This is a genomic window from Pseudomonas antarctica (assembly GCF_900624995.1).
Classification (GTDB): domain Bacteria; phylum Pseudomonadota; class Gammaproteobacteria; order Pseudomonadales; family Pseudomonadaceae; genus Aquipseudomonas; species Aquipseudomonas antarctica.
Map to the genome: position 1 here is coordinate 1 of NZ_UYXQ01000079.1, position 18,777 is coordinate 18,777.

The 18,777-nt window shown below is 58.2% G+C and carries 25 protein-coding genes, 1 tRNA gene and 1 pseudogene; 20 read left to right on the top strand and 7 right to left on the bottom strand.

Translation table 11 applies throughout. The features are described from left to right. Positions 1-57: 57 nt before the first annotated feature. Positions 58-1,362: a phage late control D family protein gene (locus E0F99_RS22795; RefSeq protein ID WP_130908941.1), complete on the top strand. Its 1,305-nt coding sequence runs from the start codon at positions 58-60 to the stop codon at positions 1,360-1,362. Between the two features lie 5 nt (positions 1,363-1,367). On the opposite strand, the gene E0F99_RS22800 is transcribed toward E0F99_RS22795, so the two are convergent. The 3 genes from E0F99_RS22800 to E0F99_RS22805 all read right to left on the bottom strand — a co-directional run bounded on the left by E0F99_RS22800 (position 1,368) and on the right by E0F99_RS22805 (position 2,699). Then, the gene (locus E0F99_RS22800) at positions 1,368-1,826 is read right to left on the bottom strand and encodes a hypothetical protein (protein ID WP_083357259.1); all 459 of its coding nucleotides are present in this window, start codon (positions 1,824-1,826) and stop codon (positions 1,368-1,370) included. Positions 1,827-1,982: 156 nt separating this feature from the next. Further along, positions 1,983-2,144, bottom strand: a complete 162-nt coding sequence (locus E0F99_RS30085) for a hypothetical protein (RefSeq protein ID WP_156795334.1) — start codon at positions 2,142-2,144, stop codon at positions 1,983-1,985. 216 nt (positions 2,145-2,360) lie between these two features. Then, entirely contained in the window at positions 2,361-2,699 is a 339-nt protein-coding gene (locus tag E0F99_RS22805) for a helix-turn-helix domain-containing protein (RefSeq protein ID WP_083357258.1), read from the bottom strand. An 84-nt stretch (positions 2,700-2,783) separates the two neighbouring features. Between E0F99_RS22805 and E0F99_RS22810 the strand changes: the two genes are divergently transcribed. Both E0F99_RS22810 and E0F99_RS22815 read left to right on the top strand, forming a co-directional pair. Then, on the top strand, positions 2,784-2,984 hold the full coding sequence (locus tag E0F99_RS22810) for a DNA-binding protein (RefSeq protein WP_083360378.1): 201 nt from the start codon (positions 2,784-2,786) through the stop codon (positions 2,982-2,984). Between the two features lie 29 nt (positions 2,985-3,013). Then, the gene (locus E0F99_RS22815; RefSeq protein ID WP_083357257.1) at positions 3,014-3,487 is read left to right on the top strand and encodes a YmfL family putative regulatory protein; all 474 of its coding nucleotides are present in this window, start codon (positions 3,014-3,016) and stop codon (positions 3,485-3,487) included. Between the two features lie 10 nt (positions 3,488-3,497). On the opposite strand, the gene E0F99_RS22820 is transcribed toward E0F99_RS22815, so the two are convergent. Next, entirely contained in the window at positions 3,498-3,713 is a 216-nt protein-coding gene (locus tag E0F99_RS22820) for a hypothetical protein (protein ID WP_083357256.1), read from the bottom strand. Here E0F99_RS22820 and E0F99_RS22825 point away from each other — a divergent pair. The 14 genes from E0F99_RS22825 (at position 3,712) to E0F99_RS22890 (ending at position 14,201) form a co-directional block, all read left to right on the top strand. Beyond that, the gene (locus tag E0F99_RS22825; RefSeq protein ID WP_083357255.1) at positions 3,712-3,903 is read left to right on the top strand and encodes a hypothetical protein; all 192 of its coding nucleotides are present in this window, start codon (positions 3,712-3,714) and stop codon (positions 3,901-3,903) included. The two genes, E0F99_RS22820 and E0F99_RS22825, sit on opposite strands and share 2 nt — an antisense overlap. 12 nt (positions 3,904-3,915) lie before the next feature. Further along, entirely contained in the window at positions 3,916-4,212 is a 297-nt protein-coding gene (locus E0F99_RS22830; RefSeq protein WP_083357254.1) for an ogr/Delta-like zinc finger family protein, read from the top strand. Further along, on the top strand, positions 4,212-4,583 hold the full coding sequence (locus tag E0F99_RS22835) for a hypothetical protein (protein ID WP_083357253.1): 372 nt from the start codon (positions 4,212-4,214) through the stop codon (positions 4,581-4,583). Before E0F99_RS22830 ends, E0F99_RS22835 begins: the two co-directional genes overlap by 1 nt. Before the next feature lie 76 nt (positions 4,584-4,659). Further along, positions 4,660-4,893 (top strand): hypothetical protein, encoded by a 234-nt coding sequence (locus tag E0F99_RS22840; RefSeq protein WP_083357252.1) that lies wholly within the window; start codon positions 4,660-4,662, stop codon positions 4,891-4,893. A 12-nt stretch (positions 4,894-4,905) separates the two neighbouring features. Further along, positions 4,906-7,665 carry a toprim domain-containing protein gene (locus E0F99_RS22845; protein WP_165447630.1) on the top strand — a complete coding sequence of 920 codons (2,760 nt, stop codon included), beginning with the start codon at positions 4,906-4,908 and terminating at the stop codon, positions 7,663-7,665. Next, complete coding sequence (locus E0F99_RS22850; RefSeq protein ID WP_083357250.1) at positions 7,649-8,467, top strand: hypothetical protein; 819 nt, start codon at positions 7,649-7,651, stop codon at positions 8,465-8,467. Before E0F99_RS22845 ends, E0F99_RS22850 begins: the two co-directional genes overlap by 17 nt. Before the next feature lie 25 nt (positions 8,468-8,492). Continuing rightward, positions 8,493-8,840, top strand: coding sequence for a DUF7673 family protein (locus E0F99_RS22855; protein ID WP_083357249.1), 348 nt, complete (start codon positions 8,493-8,495; stop codon positions 8,838-8,840). Continuing rightward, on the top strand, positions 8,837-9,043 hold the full coding sequence (locus tag E0F99_RS22860; protein WP_083360377.1) for a hypothetical protein: 207 nt from the start codon (positions 8,837-8,839) through the stop codon (positions 9,041-9,043). The genes E0F99_RS22855 and E0F99_RS22860 overlap by 4 nt, the downstream gene beginning before the upstream one ends. 58 nt (positions 9,044-9,101) lie before the next feature. After that, entirely contained in the window at positions 9,102-9,569 is a 468-nt protein-coding gene (locus E0F99_RS22865) for a DUF2528 family protein (protein ID WP_083357248.1), read from the top strand. Next, positions 9,562-11,553 (top strand): DNA cytosine methyltransferase, encoded by a 1,992-nt coding sequence (locus E0F99_RS22870; RefSeq protein WP_083357247.1) that lies wholly within the window; start codon positions 9,562-9,564, stop codon positions 11,551-11,553. The genes E0F99_RS22865 and E0F99_RS22870 overlap by 8 nt, the downstream gene beginning before the upstream one ends. Continuing rightward, entirely contained in the window at positions 11,550-11,801 is a 252-nt protein-coding gene (locus E0F99_RS22875; protein ID WP_083357246.1) for a hypothetical protein, read from the top strand. Before E0F99_RS22870 ends, E0F99_RS22875 begins: the two co-directional genes overlap by 4 nt. Before the next feature lie 14 nt (positions 11,802-11,815). After that, entirely contained in the window at positions 11,816-12,694 is an 879-nt protein-coding gene (locus tag E0F99_RS22880; RefSeq protein WP_083357245.1) for a phosphoadenosine phosphosulfate reductase domain-containing protein, read from the top strand. Positions 12,695-12,703: 9 nt separating this feature from the next. Beyond that, complete coding sequence (locus E0F99_RS22885; protein ID WP_083357244.1) at positions 12,704-12,913, top strand: hypothetical protein; 210 nt, start codon at positions 12,704-12,706, stop codon at positions 12,911-12,913. Between the two features lie 94 nt (positions 12,914-13,007). Beyond that, a complete protein-coding gene (locus E0F99_RS22890; protein WP_083357243.1) occupies positions 13,008-14,201 on the top strand; it encodes an Arm DNA-binding domain-containing protein in 1,194 nt (397 codons plus the stop codon). A 133-nt stretch (positions 14,202-14,334) separates the two neighbouring features. On the opposite strand, the gene E0F99_RS22895 is transcribed toward E0F99_RS22890, so the two are convergent. Further along, positions 14,335-14,424 (bottom strand) — tRNA-Ser (locus E0F99_RS22895). Between the two features lie 335 nt (positions 14,425-14,759). On the opposite strand from E0F99_RS22895, the gene E0F99_RS22900 reads away from it, so the two are divergent. From E0F99_RS22900 to E0F99_RS22910, 3 genes are all read left to right on the top strand, one after another. Further along, positions 14,760-15,452 (top strand): crotonase/enoyl-CoA hydratase family protein, encoded by a 693-nt coding sequence (locus E0F99_RS22900; protein WP_083357242.1) that lies wholly within the window; start codon positions 14,760-14,762, stop codon positions 15,450-15,452. 212 nt (positions 15,453-15,664) lie between these two features. Continuing rightward, the gene (locus E0F99_RS22905) at positions 15,665-16,405 is read left to right on the top strand and encodes a lysophospholipid acyltransferase family protein (RefSeq protein WP_083357241.1); all 741 of its coding nucleotides are present in this window, start codon (positions 15,665-15,667) and stop codon (positions 16,403-16,405) included. Between the two features lie 136 nt (positions 16,406-16,541). Continuing rightward, positions 16,542-17,513, top strand: coding sequence for a magnesium and cobalt transport protein CorA (locus E0F99_RS22910; RefSeq protein WP_083357240.1), 972 nt, complete (start codon positions 16,542-16,544; stop codon positions 17,511-17,513). Here E0F99_RS22910 and E0F99_RS22915 read toward each other — a convergent pair. Then, complete coding sequence (locus E0F99_RS22915) at positions 17,510-18,235, bottom strand: amidotransferase (RefSeq protein ID WP_083357239.1); 726 nt, start codon at positions 18,233-18,235, stop codon at positions 17,510-17,512. The two genes, E0F99_RS22910 and E0F99_RS22915, sit on opposite strands and share 4 nt — an antisense overlap. Positions 18,236-18,422: 187 nt before the next feature. After that, a pseudogene (locus E0F99_RS22920) lies at positions 18,423-18,777 on the bottom strand (3-hydroxyacyl-CoA dehydrogenase); the annotation flags it as partial.

The following is an 18,777-nucleotide window of genomic DNA, read 5'->3' on the forward strand; positions in this document are numbered from 1 at the left end:
GAGTGACCGTCTGGGCTGAGATACCCCCGTCGGCAAGAAACTCCGGCAGCTGGTGCTATGATCTATGCATACCTTTCCCGTGTAACCGGGGTTCTGAAAGATAAGCTAGATCGCTATAAACGCGATGCGGCCTATCCAGTGCCTGCTTTTAGATTGACGGTCGACGGCAACGATATCGCACAGATGGTCAGCCCGCGCCTGATGAGCCTGGAGCTGACTGACAATCGCGGAATCGAAGCAGACCAGCTCAGCATCACCCTCAGCGACCACGACGGACTGATGGCGATTCCACCCAAAGGCGCTGTGTTGCGGTTGTGGTTGGGTTGGAGCGACACCGGACTGGTGGACAAAGGCACATATACCGTCGACGAAACTGAACACAGCGGCGCCCCGGACGTACTGAGCATCCGTGCCCGGTCGGCTGACCTGCGAAAGGGCTTAAAAACCAAGCGTGAACGCAGCTGGAGCAACACCACCCTAGGTGACGTCCTGGGCGATATCGCTATCGGAAACGGCCTTACCGCAACCATCGCCGGTGCGCTCGACGGCTTGCCCATCTTGCAGCTCGACCAGGCCAACGAATCCGACGCCAACCTAATCAGCCGCCTGGGAGAAGATTTTGACGCTGTAGCCAGTGTCAAAGCCGGTTGCCTGCTGTGCATGCCTGCCGGGGGTGGCAAAACCGCCAGCGGGCTGGACCTGCCTCACATCACCCTCACCCGCGCAGACGGAGACCAACACCGCTACCTGCATGCCGATCGCGATAGCTACGACGGTGCGCGAGCCTATTTTTACGACGTGAATAGCGCCAAGAAACAGGAAGCCATTGCTGGCGGTGGAGAAAACCTCAAGGATCTGCGCCATACCTACAGCGACAAACAGTCAGCGCTGCGAGCGGCTCGGGCAGAATTCAACCGCCTGCGCCGTGGCAGCGCCACCCTCAGCTACACCCTCGCGGTAGGCCGCCCCGATCTGATTCCGGAGTTGACCTACACGCTCCAGGGCGTGAAGGACGAAATCGACGAAATCATCTGGTACGGTGGCAACGTACAACACAACCTCAGCCCGGATAACGGCTACACGATGAGCCTGGAGCTGGAAAGCAAACTGCCGGAAGACACCGTCGATGACCTGGCAGAAGCGAACAAGCTGAATTACACAGGGATCATCGCTTACTACCGCGATGACAAAACCGGGAAAGAGAAAAGCATGACCGCAGGTGACCAGGCTAAGCCTCGGCGCCTACTTTGGCTGTACGCCAACAAGAACACGGCAAAGCGGGCGGTTGATCGGGAGTGGAAGCGATTACAGGCGGCGAAGGCCGAAGCGGGAGGCCCTGCCGGCAGCGGGGCCAAGGTGTAGGAAGGCTACTCAGCAAACACAGTAATAGTCGTGCCACCACCGTCGCGGGCAAAGGCTTGGCATTCGATGGCCAGGCCTTTTTGTTCGATCGTGGCAAGCTCGCTTTCGTCTTTCAATGCCTCTTGGCGGCATTGCTTGGAGGCCTTCACGATGTCGGCAGCCGCACGTTTTGACACCAGGCTGCCTGTACGGCCGACCAGGTCATAGAACGCCTGATCCGGAGCTGGGCCATCCCATGTGACAGCAATGTTAGGAGCGCCCACAGCACAGCTGAGAGATAGCACGATGTTCGGGCCATCACGGTATTCGGTGGTTTGTTTGCCTTCGGTTTGTTTGACCTGGGACAGATGGCGTTCCTGCTGGAGGGCAGCAAGAACATTGTCGCAGGGCTCAGCAACGGCATTTGTGGAGAGCGCTAACAGCAGCAGGCTGGCACCGCATCCCATCAATACGTCAGTTTTCATAGCGGTCCCTCTCTGGATCATTCCTTGATACCTTTGCATCTGGTGTGTTGCCAAGGAACATAGGCTATTGGGCAATGACTGTTTCGGCAATAGCTGCATGCCTGACTCACACTGCACCTGTTTCATTTAAAAGCCCGGCGAACCGGGCTTCTCCTCCTACTGAGCGTTTAAGAGCGCATCAATAAATCGCAGCATGTCGTTTCGGTGTTCTTCGCTCAACTGCCGGAACACCTTCACCAGGTGCAGCTCAGCGGGTGTCAATCGCTGGTCCTCACCGCTAGCGGCTTGATTGGTCTCTGCATCGCTGTTCACCAACATGTTCTACTCCCTTTGCAACACGTAACGGGCGCCCGGCACTGTCAGTAGTGCCGTCGAAAACACCCGGCGAACAAGCGATTCTCAGCATGTTTTGGTGTGCCACCACCCCAGCCATGCAATAAAAGGCGACGAACGCTGCGGGCAGAGAAGTAAGTCGATGTAGTCCATAAGAACTAAGGCCGAGTGGTTGCCACCGGCCTAAAACGAGGCAGAAGTTTAAGTAGCTGCGGATATTGCCAAGGCGCTGGTCAGTCGTTGAACCGATGCTTTATCGCCCTCGGAGAGAGAGCGGTAGTTTTCAAGAATTCGAGATTCGGCACTATCGATCCCATCTTTTGACAGCACAGCCTTCACGCCTGTCAGCACGTACTGAACGTCCACACCCGCCCCCTCAAGAGCTGCCAGGTAACGCAAGTCAGGCGAATTAGTGCCCTGTTCGTACGCCTTCTGTGTCCCTCGGCTGACGCTTCCCAGCGCCCCAAAATCGGTCTGATTCAGGCCCAAACGGTCGCGCTCTTCTTTCAGGCGATCGCCCACCCCATCAGAAATGTACATTTTTTTGATCAACCCTTATTGACTTGAACATTTTTCTATTCAAGAATGACCCCACACCAACACGAACGAACACACATGAACACTATGCCCGCCCCCCTTACACCCGAGCAAGCCCGCGCGGCTCTTGACCGCAAGGGCGTCAGCATTGCCGAGTTCTGCCGCAAGTATGAGTTGAACAGAAATCTGGTCAGCGACCTGCTCAACGGCCGCAAGAAAGGTCGTCGTGGTGAAGCACACCGGGCAGCTGTTTTGCTCGGAATCAAAGACGGCGTGATTACAAACTAGGGCCTCTGGCTCCAAGGGGATACCAGAAGATGAAACGCCCAGTTCTAGACAGCAGAAAGAACGTCGTTATGGCCGTCATTGGCGCCTACCCTGGCGGCCGGGAGTACGCCTCGGCAGACCTCGGGATGCCAATCAAAAAGTTCGACAACCAGGCCTACGAGAACGCCGGCAGCCGCCCATTGACCGACGTGCACATTCACCGTCTGGAACAAGTCGCAGGCACCACGTTCCTGGCTGATTACATCGCTTCAATGTACGGCGGCATGTTCGTGCCGTTGAGCCTCCCGGAGAACCTGGACAACGTGGAGTTGTACAGCCGCTCTCTCAAGGCCTCGGCCAAGCGGGGCAAGGTTGATCAGATCATGTCTGCAGCCCTAGATGACGGGGTAATCGAAAAGCGTGAGGCCGACGCAATCATCGCCGCCCTACTCACCTACATGTCAGCCCGTTACTCCGAGGTGTTTGCGACCATCCAGCTGTACAGCCAGAGGACTGTCCAGTGAACTCTTGCCATCAGCCCTTGCCGAGCCTTGCCTTGATCTCTTTCAACGCGGTGGCTACGTCATCGACAGCAAAGCGGATGTCTTCGGCGCTCACTACCAGGCCTGGCGCTTCCCTGTCGGTCAGCATTGTCGCATCGCGACCACGCATCACTTTCGTCAGTGCCTCATGCCGCTCCTGCAAACGTTGCAGCAAGCGCTCGACTTCTCTTTTTGAGTGATTACCCATGACCTACATCCTTGAAGAAGAAAGGAAACATCTAGCGGATCTGCTGGTGATTGCTCAGCAGCGACTGGACACATTAAAAGAAATTGTCGCGACCACCAATCATGACTGTTCCGGCACTGACATCCGCCTGGCCATCGGTGACGCAATCACACCGCTGAACATTGCCTACGAAGCTGCGGAAGCGCTGTAAAGGACGCCGTTTATGAGCACTTACAAACTGGTCTGCCCCTGCTGCAACAGCTCGATGCGCATCCGTACCTCCGAAGGCCAGACGCCTTGCTTTCGCTCTATGTACTCGGAATGCAACAACCTGCTGTGCGGCGCCACGTTCTCCGGCTCTTTGGTTTGGGAATACCAGCTCAGCCCGTCCGGTATCGACCGGCCCCTTACGGTCCTGCCCATGGCTCCCACAAAAGTGCGTTTGCTTGCGCGTCGCAACCTCGCGACAAACACAACACAACCCGACCTGCTGGACCAACTGGAAATGGAGCGTGCGTGATGAACCTTGATCAACAGACTCATGACTACCGCAGTAGCATGCAACACGCTGCTTTCGCCTACCTGCAACGCCATGAGGCAGAACACCTGGTGGATTCCGATCTGTTGTTCGATCGCTGCATCCGCCACTTGACCCTTGCATTGGAAGTGCCGGTTTTCATGGCGCCCAAACTGGTCCACAGCGCGTGGACTGAATTGCAGGTGATCAAAAAGCGCCGTTGGATTGGCATCGACTGGGCCACTGGGTCGGACAGTTCTCACGTCCACCTGGTGGACGTTCTCGCTGATCAACGCTTTTCGGTTTCAGCTCGGTTTCTGCCACAGAAACTGCTCGACCAGCGCAGCACCGTGCACAAGCCACACCCTCAGTAACGCTCCCTTTTAAACCCCCGCCCTACCCCGTTCCCAATGGGTTTGGGTGAGCTTTGCCCGCAATCCGAGGTGGACCATGGAAATCGACATCGCCATCACCGCAAAACTGCCCCGCGACCAGGCTGAGGCGATGCTTGTTGAGCTGCGCGCGCAGTACGCATTGCTGTTCAACGAGCATTGGTATGACGACCGTTTTCGCCTGATCCCCGAAGGTTTGCGGCACGGCTCGTTGCTGGTGGCCTTCCCCGCGATGGCTGCACGAAAAAGCCTGATTGGCGCCCTTAAACACAGTCTCGACGAAGCGAAGTAAGCCACGATGGAAATGAAAGAAAGGCTGCGCGCCGACGTCATCCAACGCATTGAGCGGGATTACCAGCTCAAGCACATGCGCGACACCGACTATATGCGTAAGGGTATTTGCCCGGCCTGCGGCCAGAAGACCCTATACACCTTCTACAACTCGCCCTGGACGCTGATATGTGGACGGCCGGAAAAGTGCGACCACCGTGTCCACGTAAAGGACATCTACGACGACCTGTTCAACGACTGGAGCAAGACCGCACCGTCGACACCGGACAACCCCCTTGCCACAGCACGCGCCTACCTTGAGTTTGCGCGTGGCTTTAAATTTGAGCTGATCGCGGGTTGGTTCTCCCAAGACAACTACTGGGATGGCAGGCTGAATATCGGCAGTGCCACGGTGCGCTTCGCCCTGGAAAAAGGTGGGTACTGGGAACGCCTGATAGATCGACCAGACCGCTTCGGCAAGATGAAAGCGCGCTTTCGACCAACCGGTGAAGGCTTGACTGGTTACAAAGGCGTCTGGTGGTGCCCGCCGAGCGTCGACCTGCTGGAAGTCGAAGAACTATTCATAGTAGAGGGGATTTTCGACGCCATCGCATTGCTGCACAACGAAGTGCCGGCCGTGTCGATGATGTCCAGCGCTCCCTGCCCTATCGACTCACTCAAGGCCCTGGCCAAGCTGCGCCACGACGCCGACAAGCGCCTGCCGGTGCTGGTGTGGGCTTTGGATAACGAGCCAGTCGCCAAGGCAAACATGCGCCGCTGGGCGAAAGAAGCTCGCGATCTGGGCTTCACCTGCAAGGCGGCGGTGATCCCGCAGCCCAACGGCAAAAAGGTTGATTGGAACGACCTGCACCTACGTTGGAAGCCGATCGAGGGCGACGACAAACGCGCAGAGCGGATCGAACAGGATCTGGACGAAGCCCGCCACCACGGCGACTTGCTGCTGGCTGATTCGGCAGAGGAAAAGGGGTTTCTCATCTACCTGCGCGACGAGCGCAAGGAATTCAACTTTTCATTCAGCAAGCGCCTGTACTGGTTTCGGCTGGACCTTGATAAGTACGACCGCGCCATGAGCGATCTGGAGAGTTCGGAAAGCCATAGCGATCAGCAGCTCAACGATGAGCAAAAGCGCTACAAGGCCCTGCGCCAATCCGGCTCAGTGTCCAACATCGCCAACTGCAACTTCCAGGCGTTGTACTACATGCGCAACGACCTGACCGATGAGGCCTGGTACTACTTCCGTATCGAGCGCCCGCAAGGCGCGGCCATCAAAAGCACGTTCACAGCCAAGCAACTCACGTCAGCGCCCGAGTTCGCGAATCGCCTGCTCAACGTCGCCAATGGCGCGTGGTTCGAGGGCAGCGCCCAGCAGTTGAAGCGGATCATGGCGCCTCAGCTCGACTGCCTGAAAGCCGTCAACACCATCGAATGGATCGGCTACAGCCGCGACCATGGTGCTTATGTCTTCAACGACCTGGCCTTTCACGGCGGCAAGATGCAGGTGCGCAACAAAGAAGACTTCTTTGACCTGGGCAAGCTCAGCATCAAGTCGCAAAGCCAGTCGCCCGTGCTGCACATCAACACCGACCTCAATGCCTACAACGAAGGTTGGTTCGACATCTACTGGCGCTGCTTTGGCGTACAGGGGCTGGTGGTGCTGGCCTGGTGGCTGGGCGCGTTGCACGCAGAGCAAATCCGGCAGATCCACAAGTCACTGATGTTCCTAGAGTTGGTGGGTGAAGCCGGTTCGGGCAAGACCACGCTGGTGGAACTGTTGTGGAAGTCGGTCGGACGTACTGATTACGAAGGCTTTGACCCGTCCAAAGCGACCGCCGCAAGCCGCGCGCGCAACTTCTCGCAGGTCAGCAACTTGCCGGTGGTGCTGATCGAGTCCGAGCGTGAACAAAAGGAAGGCCAGCCGGTTAAACACTTCGACTGGGACGAACTGAAAACCGCGTACAACGGCCGCAGCGTTCGCTCCACCGGCGTGAAAAACAACGGCAACGACACCCACGAACCCCCGTTCCGCGCCGCCCTGCTGATCGCGCAGAACAACCCGGTAAACGCATCAGAACCAATCCTGCAGCGTATCTGCCACGTCCACCTGACACGCGAGCACCACACGCCAGAGACAAAGCAGTACGCCGAGCAGCTGGAGCGCATGCCGATGGACAGCATCAGCGGCTTCCTGGTCAAGGCACTGCAATGTGAAACCGAAACCATGCGACTGATGGAGGAAAACACCTCCATCTACGAACAGGAGCTGCTGGCCCAGCCTGGTGTGCGCACGGTACGTATCGCCAAGAACCACGCCCAACTGCGCAGCCTGGTGGACGCACTCGCGGGCGTCGTGCCGCTCGGTGAACACCGCAAGGCCCTCGCTCACGCCGAAATCAGCCGCATGGCCCTGGAGCGGCAGCAGGCAATCAACGCCGACCATCCAACCGTTACCGAGTTTTGGGACCTGTACGACTTCCTCAACGGCATGGACGAGAAAGGCGCGCTGAACCATGCGCGCCGGGATGGCCTGATCGCAGTGAATCTCAACGAATTCGTGGAAATGGCGGCCAACAAACGCCAGCAGGTGCCGCCACTGAGCGACCTGAAACGCCTGCTCAAGACCAGCAAGTCACCCAAATTTCTGGAGTCGAACAAGTCCGTTAACTCGGCGCGACTACTGGACGCTTTCGACAAACCTAAAACCATTCGCTGCTGGGTATTCCAGGGCGTGCAACCACCGCAACAACAGGAGCAGCAACATGCAAAACGAACTTAAATCGACCATTCGCTTCAATGATTTTGTCGCCTTCTTCGGCGCTCGGGGGGTAGTTGCTTTGGCCTGGTGGATGGGGGCCGCGCATGCCGCCCGTATCCGTGAGGACCAGAACAGCTTCCCTTTCCTTCATATCGTCGGCGCGGCCGGCAGCGGTAAGACTTTGCTTCTGGACTACCTCCAAAAATTGAACGGGCAAACGCCTTACTCACATTCGCTGGCTCACGCCACTCCAGCCGGGCGCGCGCGAACATTTGCCAGCGCAGGGCAGCGGGTCGTCATTTGCGAGGACCATGGTGAGTCAACCCCGTCCATTGATTGGGATGAACTGAAGCCACTCTTTAGCTCGGGCAGCGTGACTCTACGATCAGGGGACGGCCAGCGTGAAGAAGTGACGTTCCGTGGCGCTCTGGTGATTACCGCAAACCAGCCACTGGATTGCAGCGATGCGGTCAGCAGCCGAATGGTTGTGGTCGATCTTTCAGCCACCGACGCCCATACGCCAAGAGTCCGACCTGAAGCTATCGGCGACCTCGACGCAGACGAAGCAAGTGCATTCGGTCGCGCGGTGGCTCAGTCCGAAGGATGGATTTGTAGCAACCTCCAGGCTTTTTTACCCGCATACCAGGGGCAGCTAACGCGTAAATACGGGGCAAGCCTGAACGGGCGTACAGCCCTCAACTGCGCACAAGTGATCTGTCTGATCGATCTGCTTTGCAACCTTCTCTCGGTCTCGCAGGAGCTTCAGCTTGAAGCCAGGAAGGTGGTTCACGACATCGCCTTCCTCGACACCATTCCTTATTGATCCGGCCTTCGAAAGGAGAATCCGCATGAATACGCCTGCCCAAAAAACGCAGCCCAACTGGTTCCAGCAACTGCAGAAGTTCGAAGCCAAGCGCCCTGCCATCCGCAAGGCCGGTATTGAAGCGCTGGCCCGGCTGGTCCCTGTCGCCCAGCGCGATACAGGCCAGAGCGCGGTGATCGGTCGCTTCCTGCTCGGGCTCTACAACGGCCGCGACTACCCCTTTGTCCTGACCAGTCTGCGCGGTCTGGACACCGCACTGTTCGACGACTGCCTGGCGGTGCTGCAACTGGACTACTCGCCAGAGCAAGAGGTGCACACGTACGTCCCCGACGGCGATGCCATCTGGGAAGAATTGATCAGGACATGGGCATGAAATGGGCGCCGAAACGCAATAGGGACGGGCAAGTCCAGCAGAACTGCTGGGTTACCGACAGCGGCTACACCGTCGCGTTGTGCCGGTTGCCGGAGTCGCGCTACCCCGTCACTCGCCCAGGAGGCGAACTGCCCTTCGCTTATGCGAAAGACAGAGACGAAGTCGTAACGATCATTGAGCAAGACCAGGCCACACCGGCCTGAAAGATGGTGTCGAGGAGCGCCAACTCCCCGACACCTACCACTACCAAGGAGCAGCACCATGCAAGCACAGAACCCAAGCAGCAGCGCCGTAGAGGCTAGCACCCCACCGAACATCAAGCGATACCTGGTCAAGGAAACGTGGAAGGAATACGAAGTCACTCTTGAGGTTAATCACGATGTATTGACCCAGGAAATCGCCTCCATGATCAATGGCTTCTGGTCGAACGCCTCTGACCGGCTTGCCGCTGAAAACGGTGATGTCATCAGGACCGTGATCCGGCTGTTTGGTCAGACGATGATCTATCGAATGCTGAGCGAAGGCGGAGCAAGCTTCAGCATCACGACCAAAAACCGTATGACGGGTGAACACCCTGGGCCTTTTTGGACCGAAGACATTCACAACGAGGAAGGCTGGGGTGGCACTGAGCCTGGGCCATACGGCGTATGCGGAATTCGCGTAATCGCGGCTGACGTGGACGCACCTGGTTACGACGACGTCGAGCTGGTGGAGGTGTCCAATGCTTAAACGCACCCTCACCCACTTTCACCTTTGCTGCGGTCTCGGCAGCGGCGCTGCCGGTTTCAGCGACTCCAAACCCGTCCTGGGCTCGGTGCAAGCTGAGTGGCGCTGCCTGGGCGGAGTCGACGTCGACCCCGCCGGATTGCGCGACTTCCAAATGATGACCGGTGTACCTGGCACGTTGATGGATCTGTTCACCCGCGAGCAATACACAGCTTTCCACGGCCAGCGGCCACCCGCCGGCTGGATAGAAGCTACCGCCGAGGATCTGCGCCGCGCCGCCGGCAATGAAGACCCGGACGCAGTGTTCATCAGCAGCCCGTGCAAGGGCGCATCCGGTCTGCTTTCCGAGACGATGAGCCAAACACCCAAGTACCGGGCGCTCAACGAGCTGACGTTGCGGTGTGTGTGGCTGATGTGCGAAGCATGGAAGCACCAACCGGTGAAGCTGATCGTGTTCGAAAACGTGCCGCGCCTGGCGACGCGTGGTCGCTACCTGCTGGACCAGATCACCAAGCTGCTCCGCCATTACGGCTACGCCGTAGCGGAAACCACTCACGACTGTGGCGAAATTGGCGGGCTAGCACAGAGTCGCAAGCGTTTCCTGCTGGTGGCCAGGCACGTCGAGCAGGTTCCGGCATTCTTGTATGAACCTGAAAAGCGCAGTCTGCGGGCAGTCGGTGATGTGCTGAGCCGCATGCCCCTGGCCGGTGACATCGATCAGGCAGGGCCGATGCACCGGGTGCCGGCGTTGCAGTGGAAAACTTGGGTACGCCTTGCCCTGGTAGAGGCTGGGAAGGATTGGCGCAGCCTGAGTCGGTTTGCGATTGAGGACGGTCACCTTCGTGACTTTGTGATCGTGCCGGAATATCACAACGGCGTACTAGGGGTTGTCGATTGGGACGATACAGCCGGCGTGGTTGCAGGTGCGAGCCGGCCTATGAACGGCAAGTTTTCCGTGGCGGACCCTCGGCCCACCAGCAAGTTTGAATACACCCAATACGGCGTGCTGCCCTACAACCGCCACTGCGGTGTGGTCACAGGCCAACGCAGCCCAGGGCAAGGGACATTCAGCGTTGCAGACCCGCGCATGAGCGGCGAGCGGCACAACAACGTGTTCCGGGTAGTTCGCAACGACCAAGCCGCCGGAACTGTCACCGCAGGGCATGGCCCCAGCTCCGGCGGGCAGGCGGTGGCCGACCCTCGGCAACCATCCAAGGGCTTCGGCAAGTACCTGGTCACCGACTACAGCAAGCCGGCCGGCACCGTCATCGCCGGCAGCACCACTGGGCAAGGCGCTTTCGCCGTGGCAGATCCGGCTTACAAAAACTGGCACCCGAACGCCAGCACCCAAAAGCTGCGGATCACGCCCTGGTGCGAGAGCGCCAAGACCGTGACCGGTTCGCAGCAGGTTGCCAGCGGGGCTTTATCGATCGCAGATCCGCGCCCAGGCATGTCGCGCACCAAGGGCGACGCCTACTTGACCGGCGGGCATTACGGTGTAGTCGACTACAACACCCCGGCCGGCGCCGTTTCCGCCAGTGCCTGTCACGACAACGGCCGGTGGTCAGTTGCTGATCAGCGCATGCCGGCGCCCAACGACCGGCTGACCTGCATGATCACCAGCCTCGACGGCACCTGGCACCGGCCCTTCACCACCTTGGAGCTGGCCGCGCTGCAATCACTATTTGATCCAGAGGATCACTGGTCAGCAGACCCGCAGACCGCCCATGAGATCGAACGGATGCAGCGCGTTCGCAAGATCGAACAGGCGGGGGTCTTCCAGCTGGACGGTATCAACGACGGCCACCACCGGGAGCGGATCGGCAACGCGGTACCGCGCGCGGCGGCAAGGGCGATGGCCGATGTGTTCGGCATGACGCTGCTGCTTTCCGAGGCTGGGGAGACGTTCATGCTCAGCAACGTGTCGATTTGGGTGCAACCAGTGGCGATTGCACTGAGCGTCGCCCAGCAGGAGGTCGGGGCATGAGCGTCTCCCTTCTGCTTTATCTCTGCGTAGACGCGACACGCACGGATTGCCAGGTGGTGAAAGTTGATAGCTGGAGCGGTGCTGGTGCCTATGAGCAGTGCATTGGCGCCGTGCCGGGCCTCACAGCAGCACTGACTGCGCCCAACCGAAAACGGCATCGTTTCGTTTGTGAAGTCCAAGCCGATGCCGCGCAGCCCGCTGACCATGTGTCACAGCCGGCGCTTGTTCATCAATCATTTCGGATGTGAAAGGGAGAACCTCTATGCACTCAAGTTCTCCCTATAAATTATCCGGGCCGACAGTGGTGAGTTTTTCTGGCGGCCGTACCAGTGCCTACATGCTGCGCCAGGTGCTGGATAGCAACACCGATCTGGACGACATGGTCATAACGTTTGCCAATACCGGCAAGGAACACCCGGCCACATTGGATTTTGTCCGGGAATGTGCCGAGCGCTGGGCGGTGCCGATTGTTTGGCTGGAGTTTCGCGACGATGACACAGGGTTTGCAGTGGTGGATTACGCCACAGCCAGCCGCCAGGGTGAGCCGTTCGAAGCCCTGATACGCAAACGGAAGTACCTGCCCAACCCGGTCACCCGGTTTTGCACCATCGACCTGAAGATCCGCATCATTCACAAGTACCTGCGCAGCCTGGGTCTTTCGACCGAGGAAGCGCCGGTGGACATGATGACTGGCATCCGCGCAGACGAGCCCCGCCGGGTGGTGAAAATTAGGAACCGCAAAAGCACCAGCGAAAGCAAGTGGGCCAAGATGGTCATGCCACTGGCTGACGCGGGTGTTGGCGTGCAGGACGTGACGGACTTTTGGGCAAGCCAGCCGTTCGACCTGATGCTGTCGACCATCAACGGCCGCACCCTTGAAGGCAACTGCGACCTTTGCTTCCTGAAGGGTGCCAAGCAGGTCTATTCAATCATTGCCAGCGACTGTGGGCAGCCGATGCGCAAAGGCGACTGGTGGGCCAGGCAGGAACGGGAAGTCGTATCCACGGGTGAATTCACTGGCGACGGCGCCCGCTTCCGCTTCGACCGCCCCAGCTACCAGCAAATGCTCGACTACGCCGATACCCAATTCGACATGTTTGCCGACCACGACGAGGCTATTGCCTGCTTCTGCGGCGATTGAGGACACCCCATGAACAACGGTAAATCATTCCCCTGGAATCTCGATCTAACCGGCGTCTGCGACCAGTGCGGCAGATCCCGTGCCCACGGCAACCATCAGAAGTGCAGCAAAGCGCGTCAAGCCTTCAACGCCAAGCGTCGGGCCGAAGAAGCCCAAGCCGGGGCCACACCGACATCTAGAAAAAGTGCCGGCTTGTTCTGGTTACTTCGCCAACAGTGATCGGCAACACTAAAACCGCAATACACCAGGCCCGGAGACGGGCCTTTTTTCTGCCAGTTGGCAGAATCTTTCAATACATCGCGTGGGGACGCATATGGCAGATGGCGTAGAGGCCCGTGGCAATTCGGTACGGGTCTATTTTCGTTTCAATGGCGAGCTGTGCAGGGAGTTGGTTCCTGGCGGCAACACACCAGCCAACCGGGATCATGCAAAGCGCCTGGTCACGGTGATCGAGTACGAGATACAGGCCGGCACCTTCGATTACCGCCGGCATTTCCCCGAATCGACCAAGCTGGCCGAGAACAGCTTCGGGCATTACCTGGACCTTTGGCTGACCATCAAGAGCAACAGCGTGGCCGCCACCTCCTTCCGTGGATACAAGAACAAGGCGGAGGTCCACGTACGGCCGCGCTGGGGTGACATTCAGATCGATCAGATTGACCACTTGGACCTGCAAGAGTGGATTCAGGGACCGCTGTCGAAGCGGCTGAAGAACAAGACCATCCGCGACATCATCAGCAATGTGCGCCAGGTGTTTCGGCTATACCGCACCCGGAAGAAAGTTGCGCATGACCCAACCGAGGGACTATTCGTCCGCCTTCCCGATCCCGAGGCACCGGACCCGTTTACCAGGGCGGAGATCAAGCAGATCCTCGAAACGCACACCAGCCGCACCCAGGAGCTGCTAATGGTGCAGTTCATGATTTGGGCAGGCCCACGGGTGTCGGAGACCATTGCCCTGGCCTGGGAGGATGTCGATCTGAAACAAGGGACAGTGACGTTTCGTCGGTCCAAGGTGCGGGGGGCGTATCGAGTGACGAAAACTCGGCGTTCTATGCGCAAGGTGCGTCTGCTGGAGCCGGCGTGGGATGCCCTGCGCAAGCTGGACGCGATCAATCAGCTCAAGACCGTGGACACCGTGGATGTCGTCGAGCGGGACAACAAGACGATTCGCAAGCACAAGCTGCACTTCGTGTTCCTGAACACCAAGAGCGGCCTGCCGCACGTCAGCGACTTTGTCGTGAGGGACAGGTTCTTCAAAGCGCACTTGAAAGCGGCCGGCGTTCGTTATCGCGGTCCTGGCCAGTGCCGACACACCTACGCCAGCCAGTTGCTCACCACCGGCGTGGCTTCGGTTGACTGGATCGCGGAACAGATGGGGCACACCAGCGCAAACATGATCCGGCAGCACTACGGCATGTGGATCAACGAGGACGGCCCGGACGTCATCGGCATGCTTCAGCACGCCCTGGGCATTCAGCGGCCAGGTGCTGACAAGGCCCCATAAACAGGGGTTCGAACGGGGGCAATCCAGCAACCCGTATTCCCATGGATGTTCCCATATGGGCCTTTTTTGACCCTCTGAAAACACAAAACCCCTGAAAACTTCAACGTTTTCAGGGGTTTAGTCGTTTCAAATTTGGCGGTGAAGGAGAGATTCGAACTCTCGATACAATTTCTTGTATACACACTTTCCAGGCGTGCTCCTTAAGCCACTCGGACACTTCACCGTATCTCGTCAAACCAGTTCAGTCTGTCGAGGCGCGCTAATGTAGTCGAAAGCCTTTCTGATGGCAAAGGTTTTTTTCAGAATTTTCATGCGCTTAGACGGTTATGCCATTCCCGCCTGGCAAGGGGCGGTGAATCTGCCATTCTCGGGTATCGGCGGTAAGCGTTTGGGGCGGCAGCTGCGCCTTGCTTCAGGCCGTCTACCCGTGTGGATGCGGCAAAAGCCTGACTGGGTAGTCAGTCACGGCGCTTTACCGGGGCGGGTGTGGTGGGTAACGTCTGCGCCTGCGCTGCTATAAACAGCCTATCTATAACAAGTCCTACAAGGAACCGCGTCATGAGTGAGTTGATTGCCTACCACCTCGAAGACGGTATCGCGACCCTGACCTTGAGCAACGGCAAAGTGAATGCCATTTCTCCGGCGGTGGTCAGTGAGTTTAATGCGGCACTGGATCAGGCCGAGAAGGATCGGGCGGTGGTGATCATCACCGGGACGCCGGGGATTTTTTCCGGTGGTTATGATTTGAAGGTGATGACGGCCGGCCCTAAAGAGGCGATCAGCCTGGTGACGTCGGGCTCGACGTTGGCGCGTCGCTTGTTGTCGCACCCGTTCCCGGTGATTGTGGCGTGCCCTGGGCATGCGGTGGCCAAGGGTGCGTTCCTGCTGTTGTCGGCCGATTATCGGATTGGCGTGGAAGGCCCGTTCAGCATTGGCCTGAATGAAGTGGCGATCGGCATGACCATGCACCACGCCGGTATAGAATTGGCGCGGGATCGGCTGCGTAAGTCGGCGTTTCATCGTTCGGTGATCAATGCCGAGATGTTTGACCCGCAGGGCGCGTTGCAAGCGGGTTTCCTGGATAAGGTGGTCGCCCCGCAAGAGCTGCACGCAGCGGCCCTGGAAGCGGCGCGTCAGTTGAAGAAGATCAACATGAACGCCCACAAGCACACCAAGTTGAAGGTGCGTAAGGCACTGCTGGAAGCCTTGGATGATGCAATCATTCAGGATCAGGGCCACAACCTCAGCTGATGCCTCAATGCTGCTGTGCCGGAGCCCGACCTTGAGTCGGGCTTTTTCTTACCAAAAAATCGGAAACCTCTTAACCGCTCTAGACGGGCTTTGCCGGCATACGTTGAAACATGTGCTTAAACATCGCCTATCTCCTACGTCTGTAGGGGCAATTGCCGAATACAGTGCACATCCGTACACTGCGCCACCTTTTGTCCCGATGGGCCGTGTCGATGCTTTTTCTGTTACGTATGTTGTTGATGGGCCTGCACTTTATGGTCGCGGGAGTGCTAGGTGTATTGCTGGGTATCTGTCGGCCGTTCAACCCGGATAACAGTCGCCTATGTGCTCGACTCTACGGGCTGCCTGCGATGTGGATATTGCGGCTGAACGTGAAGGCGAATGTCGACTCGCTGCGTAACAAGCCGGGCACCTGTGTGATCATTGCTAACCACCAGTCCAACTACGACCTGTTTGTGTTGGGCACTGTGGTGCCGCATCGCACCGTGTGTATCGCCAAGAAAAGCCTGAAATGGGTGCCGCTGTTCGGCCAGTTGTTCTGGCTGGCGGGCAATGTGCTTATCGACCGTGGCAATGCGCACAAGGCGCGCCGCGCGATGCTCACCACCACGCATACCTTGCAGCACGAAGACACCTCGATCTGGGTGTTCCCGGAGGGCACGCGCAACTTGGGCAAAGGGCTGTTGCCGTTCAAGAAAGGCGCGTTTCATATGGCGATTGCGGCCGGTGTGCCGATCGTGCAAGTGTGTGTCAGCAACTATGTCACACATATGCAGCTTAACCGTTGGAACAGTGGTGATGTACTCATACGTTCGTTACCGCCGATTCCTACCGCGGGGCTGACTCCGGATGACATCCCGGCGTTGATGCAGACGTGTCAGGCGCAGATGGATGAATGCATTGCGCAGATGGATCGGCAGCTGCAAACCGCTTGGACACCTGCGCCGTTGTGATTTTTAGGGGCCTTTGTACCCCAGCGCAAGCAGGCTTGCTCGCCACATGAAGCGCGCACCTGCAAGAGCAACAATGGAACGTCATTCGAGCTAAGCTGCCCAACACCTGTCCTCCTAATAAGAAGTGATCAGCACCATGGGTAGAGTTGTTGCGGCAGCCGTTTACAGCGCCGGGAAAAAAGTCACTGATATCACCCTCGACGAAGGCGCCGCCTGGGCCGCCAAACCTGACCACTTTGTGTGGATCGGCCTGGAAGAGCCCAATGCCCAGGAGCTGGCCAACCTGCAACGCCAGTTCAACTTGCATGAACTGGCGATCGAAGACGCCCTGGAGAAACACAGCCGCCCGAAGCTTGAAACGTTCGGCGATGCGCTGTTTATCGTCACCTACTCACCGGTGCGCGAGAACGGCAAGCTGGAGTTTATCGAAACCCATATCTTTGCCGGCAACGGCTACATCATCACTGCACGCAACGGTCATTCGGCGTCCTATGGCTTTGTGCGCCAGCGCTGTGAGGCACGGCCGTTGTTGTTGGAGCATGGGGAAGATTTCGTACTCTATGCGCTGTTGGATTTCGTCACCGAAAACTACCAGCCGGTGAGCGAGGCAATCCACGCCGAGATTGATGAGCTGGAGCGCAACGTACTGTGCAGCTCGCTGAGCGAACGCGATATCCAGAACCTCCACGGCCTGCGCCGTGACGTGTTGCGACTCAAGCGTTACGTGGCGCCGATGGTGGAGATCAGCCAGGAGCTGCAGAAGCTAAGCTTCCCGTTTATCGACAAGAATATGCGCCCGTATTTCCGTGACGTGCAGATTCACGTGACGCGGCAAATGGAAGACCTCACCACCCTGCGCGATATCGCCAGCCAGACGATTGAGATCGGTGTGTTACTGGAGGCGTCGCGCCAGAGCGTGGTGCAGCGCAAGTTCGCCGCGTGGGCGGCGATCCTGGCGTTCCCCACCGCGGTGGCGGGAATTTATGGGATGAACTTCCAGAACATGCCCGAGCTGCAATGGCACTACGGCTATTTTGCGGTGCTGGGGTTTATCGCGGTGGGCTGCAGCAGTTTGTGGGCCAGCTTCAAGCGTTCGGGTTGGCTTTAAGCCGCCGCTTCAGGCTTGTGCGCCACAAAGCGCATCATCCATTCCGCTACGGTGACACCGTGGTGGTCGCGCTCAAGGCTGGCGACGCCATTGGTGTAGACCTTTTCCCCGAGAGTTGTCTGAAGAATTTCCAGCAGCTCGCGGGAATAATCGTGGATAAATTCCGGGTGGCCCTGGAAGCACAACACTTGGTCGCCGATGTGGTACGCAGCGAACGGGCAAAACGCGCTTGAGGCGATGACCGTGGCGTTTTCCGGCAAGGTGGTCACCTGGTCCTGGTGGCTGATCAATAGCGTCAACTCTTCCACTTGCGGGCTCATCCACGGCGCCTTGGCGTCGAGTTTGTAGTCATGAATGCCCATGCCCCAGCCTTGGCCGGCGCGCTCGGTCTTGCCGCCCAGCAGCAGTGCCAGCAGTTGGTGGCCGAAACAGATACCAAGCAACTTGTCGCCGTGCGTATAACGCTCAAGCAGGTAGGTCTTGAGGGTCTGGATCCACGGGTCGGTGCCGAAGGAATCGGCCTTGCTGCCAGTGACCAGGTAGGCGTCAAACACTTCATCACCCGACGGGTATTCGCCCTGCACCACGTTGTAGACGACAAATTCGGCGGCAATCGGTTGCTTGGAGAACAGGCGTTTGAACATCTGCCCGTACCCTTGGTACTGATCGATCAAACCTGGACGCAGGATATCGGTTTCCAGGATACAGACGCGTATCGACATAAAAAATACCTGACACGGTGATGGGAATAATGCACACCCCAGAGCCTGCCTTGAAATGTACCTGCAAAGCAAGTCCTGGATGCTCTCTAACATGTGGGAGAGGGCTTGCTCCAGATGGCAGTGGTTCAGCCACCTGATGTGCTGACTGATACACCGTCATTCGCAGCAAGCCCCTCCCACCTTTAGATCACCGAAAGGTGTCACCTTGCGCCGCTTTCTCCAGCAACAACGACGGCGGCGAGAACCGTTCCCCATATTGCTCCGCCAGGTAGCGTGCCCGAGCAATAAAGTCGTTCAAGCCATACTGGTTGATAAACTGCAGCGCGCCGCCACTCCACGCCGCAAAGCCGATGCCGAAAATCGAACCCACATTAGCGTCAGCCGTGGACATCAATACGCCCTCCTCCACACAGCGCACGGTTTCGATGGCCTGGATAAACAGCAGGCGGTCGCGCACGTCCTGTGGCGAAATTTGTTTGCCGGGGTGTTCAAACCGCGCTTTCAACTCGGGCCACAGGTGTTTCTGCCCGCTTGCGGGGTAG

Excerpts from the sequence above, each read along its gene's own strand:
- E0F99_RS22795 (WP_130908941.1), top strand. The coding sequence starts at position 58 with ATGATCTATGCATACCTTTCCCGTGTAACCGGGGTTCTGAAAGATAAG.
- E0F99_RS22800 (WP_083357259.1), bottom strand. The coding sequence starts at position 1,826 with ATGAAAACTGACGTATTGATGGGATGCGGTGCCAGCCTGCTGCTGTTA.
- E0F99_RS30085 (WP_156795334.1), bottom strand. The coding sequence starts at position 2,144 with ATGTTGGTGAACAGCGATGCAGAGACCAATCAAGCCGCTAGCGGTGAG.
- E0F99_RS22805 (WP_083357258.1), bottom strand. The coding sequence starts at position 2,699 with ATGTACATTTCTGATGGGGTGGGCGATCGCCTGAAAGAAGAGCGCGAC.
- E0F99_RS22810 (WP_083360378.1), top strand. The coding sequence starts at position 2,784 with ATGCCCGCCCCCCTTACACCCGAGCAAGCCCGCGCGGCTCTTGACCGC.
- E0F99_RS22815 (WP_083357257.1), top strand. The coding sequence starts at position 3,014 with ATGAAACGCCCAGTTCTAGACAGCAGAAAGAACGTCGTTATGGCCGTC.
- E0F99_RS22825 (WP_083357255.1), top strand. The coding sequence starts at position 3,712 with ATGACCTACATCCTTGAAGAAGAAAGGAAACATCTAGCGGATCTGCTG.
- E0F99_RS22820 (WP_083357256.1), bottom strand. The coding sequence starts at position 3,713 with ATGGGTAATCACTCAAAAAGAGAAGTCGAGCGCTTGCTGCAACGTTTG.
- E0F99_RS22830 (WP_083357254.1), top strand. The coding sequence starts at position 3,916 with ATGAGCACTTACAAACTGGTCTGCCCCTGCTGCAACAGCTCGATGCGC.
- E0F99_RS22835 (WP_083357253.1), top strand. The coding sequence starts at position 4,212 with ATGAACCTTGATCAACAGACTCATGACTACCGCAGTAGCATGCAACAC.
- E0F99_RS22840 (WP_083357252.1), top strand. The coding sequence starts at position 4,660 with ATGGAAATCGACATCGCCATCACCGCAAAACTGCCCCGCGACCAGGCT.
- E0F99_RS22845 (WP_165447630.1), top strand. The coding sequence starts at position 4,906 with ATGAAAGAAAGGCTGCGCGCCGACGTCATCCAACGCATTGAGCGGGAT.
- E0F99_RS22850 (WP_083357250.1), top strand. The coding sequence starts at position 7,649 with ATGCAAAACGAACTTAAATCGACCATTCGCTTCAATGATTTTGTCGCC.
- E0F99_RS22855 (WP_083357249.1), top strand. The coding sequence starts at position 8,493 with ATGAATACGCCTGCCCAAAAAACGCAGCCCAACTGGTTCCAGCAACTG.
- E0F99_RS22860 (WP_083360377.1), top strand. The coding sequence starts at position 8,837 with ATGAAATGGGCGCCGAAACGCAATAGGGACGGGCAAGTCCAGCAGAAC.
- E0F99_RS22865 (WP_083357248.1), top strand. The coding sequence starts at position 9,102 with ATGCAAGCACAGAACCCAAGCAGCAGCGCCGTAGAGGCTAGCACCCCA.
- E0F99_RS22870 (WP_083357247.1), top strand. The coding sequence starts at position 9,562 with ATGCTTAAACGCACCCTCACCCACTTTCACCTTTGCTGCGGTCTCGGC.
- E0F99_RS22875 (WP_083357246.1), top strand. The coding sequence starts at position 11,550 with ATGAGCGTCTCCCTTCTGCTTTATCTCTGCGTAGACGCGACACGCACG.
- E0F99_RS22880 (WP_083357245.1), top strand. The coding sequence starts at position 11,816 with ATGCACTCAAGTTCTCCCTATAAATTATCCGGGCCGACAGTGGTGAGT.
- E0F99_RS22885 (WP_083357244.1), top strand. The coding sequence starts at position 12,704 with ATGAACAACGGTAAATCATTCCCCTGGAATCTCGATCTAACCGGCGTC.
- E0F99_RS22890 (WP_083357243.1), top strand. The coding sequence starts at position 13,008 with ATGGCAGATGGCGTAGAGGCCCGTGGCAATTCGGTACGGGTCTATTTT.
- E0F99_RS22900 (WP_083357242.1), top strand. The coding sequence starts at position 14,760 with ATGAGTGAGTTGATTGCCTACCACCTCGAAGACGGTATCGCGACCCTG.
- E0F99_RS22905 (WP_083357241.1), top strand. The coding sequence starts at position 15,665 with ATGCTTTTTCTGTTACGTATGTTGTTGATGGGCCTGCACTTTATGGTC.
- E0F99_RS22910 (WP_083357240.1), top strand. The coding sequence starts at position 16,542 with ATGGGTAGAGTTGTTGCGGCAGCCGTTTACAGCGCCGGGAAAAAAGTC.
- E0F99_RS22915 (WP_083357239.1), bottom strand. The coding sequence starts at position 18,235 with ATGTCGATACGCGTCTGTATCCTGGAAACCGATATCCTGCGTCCAGGT.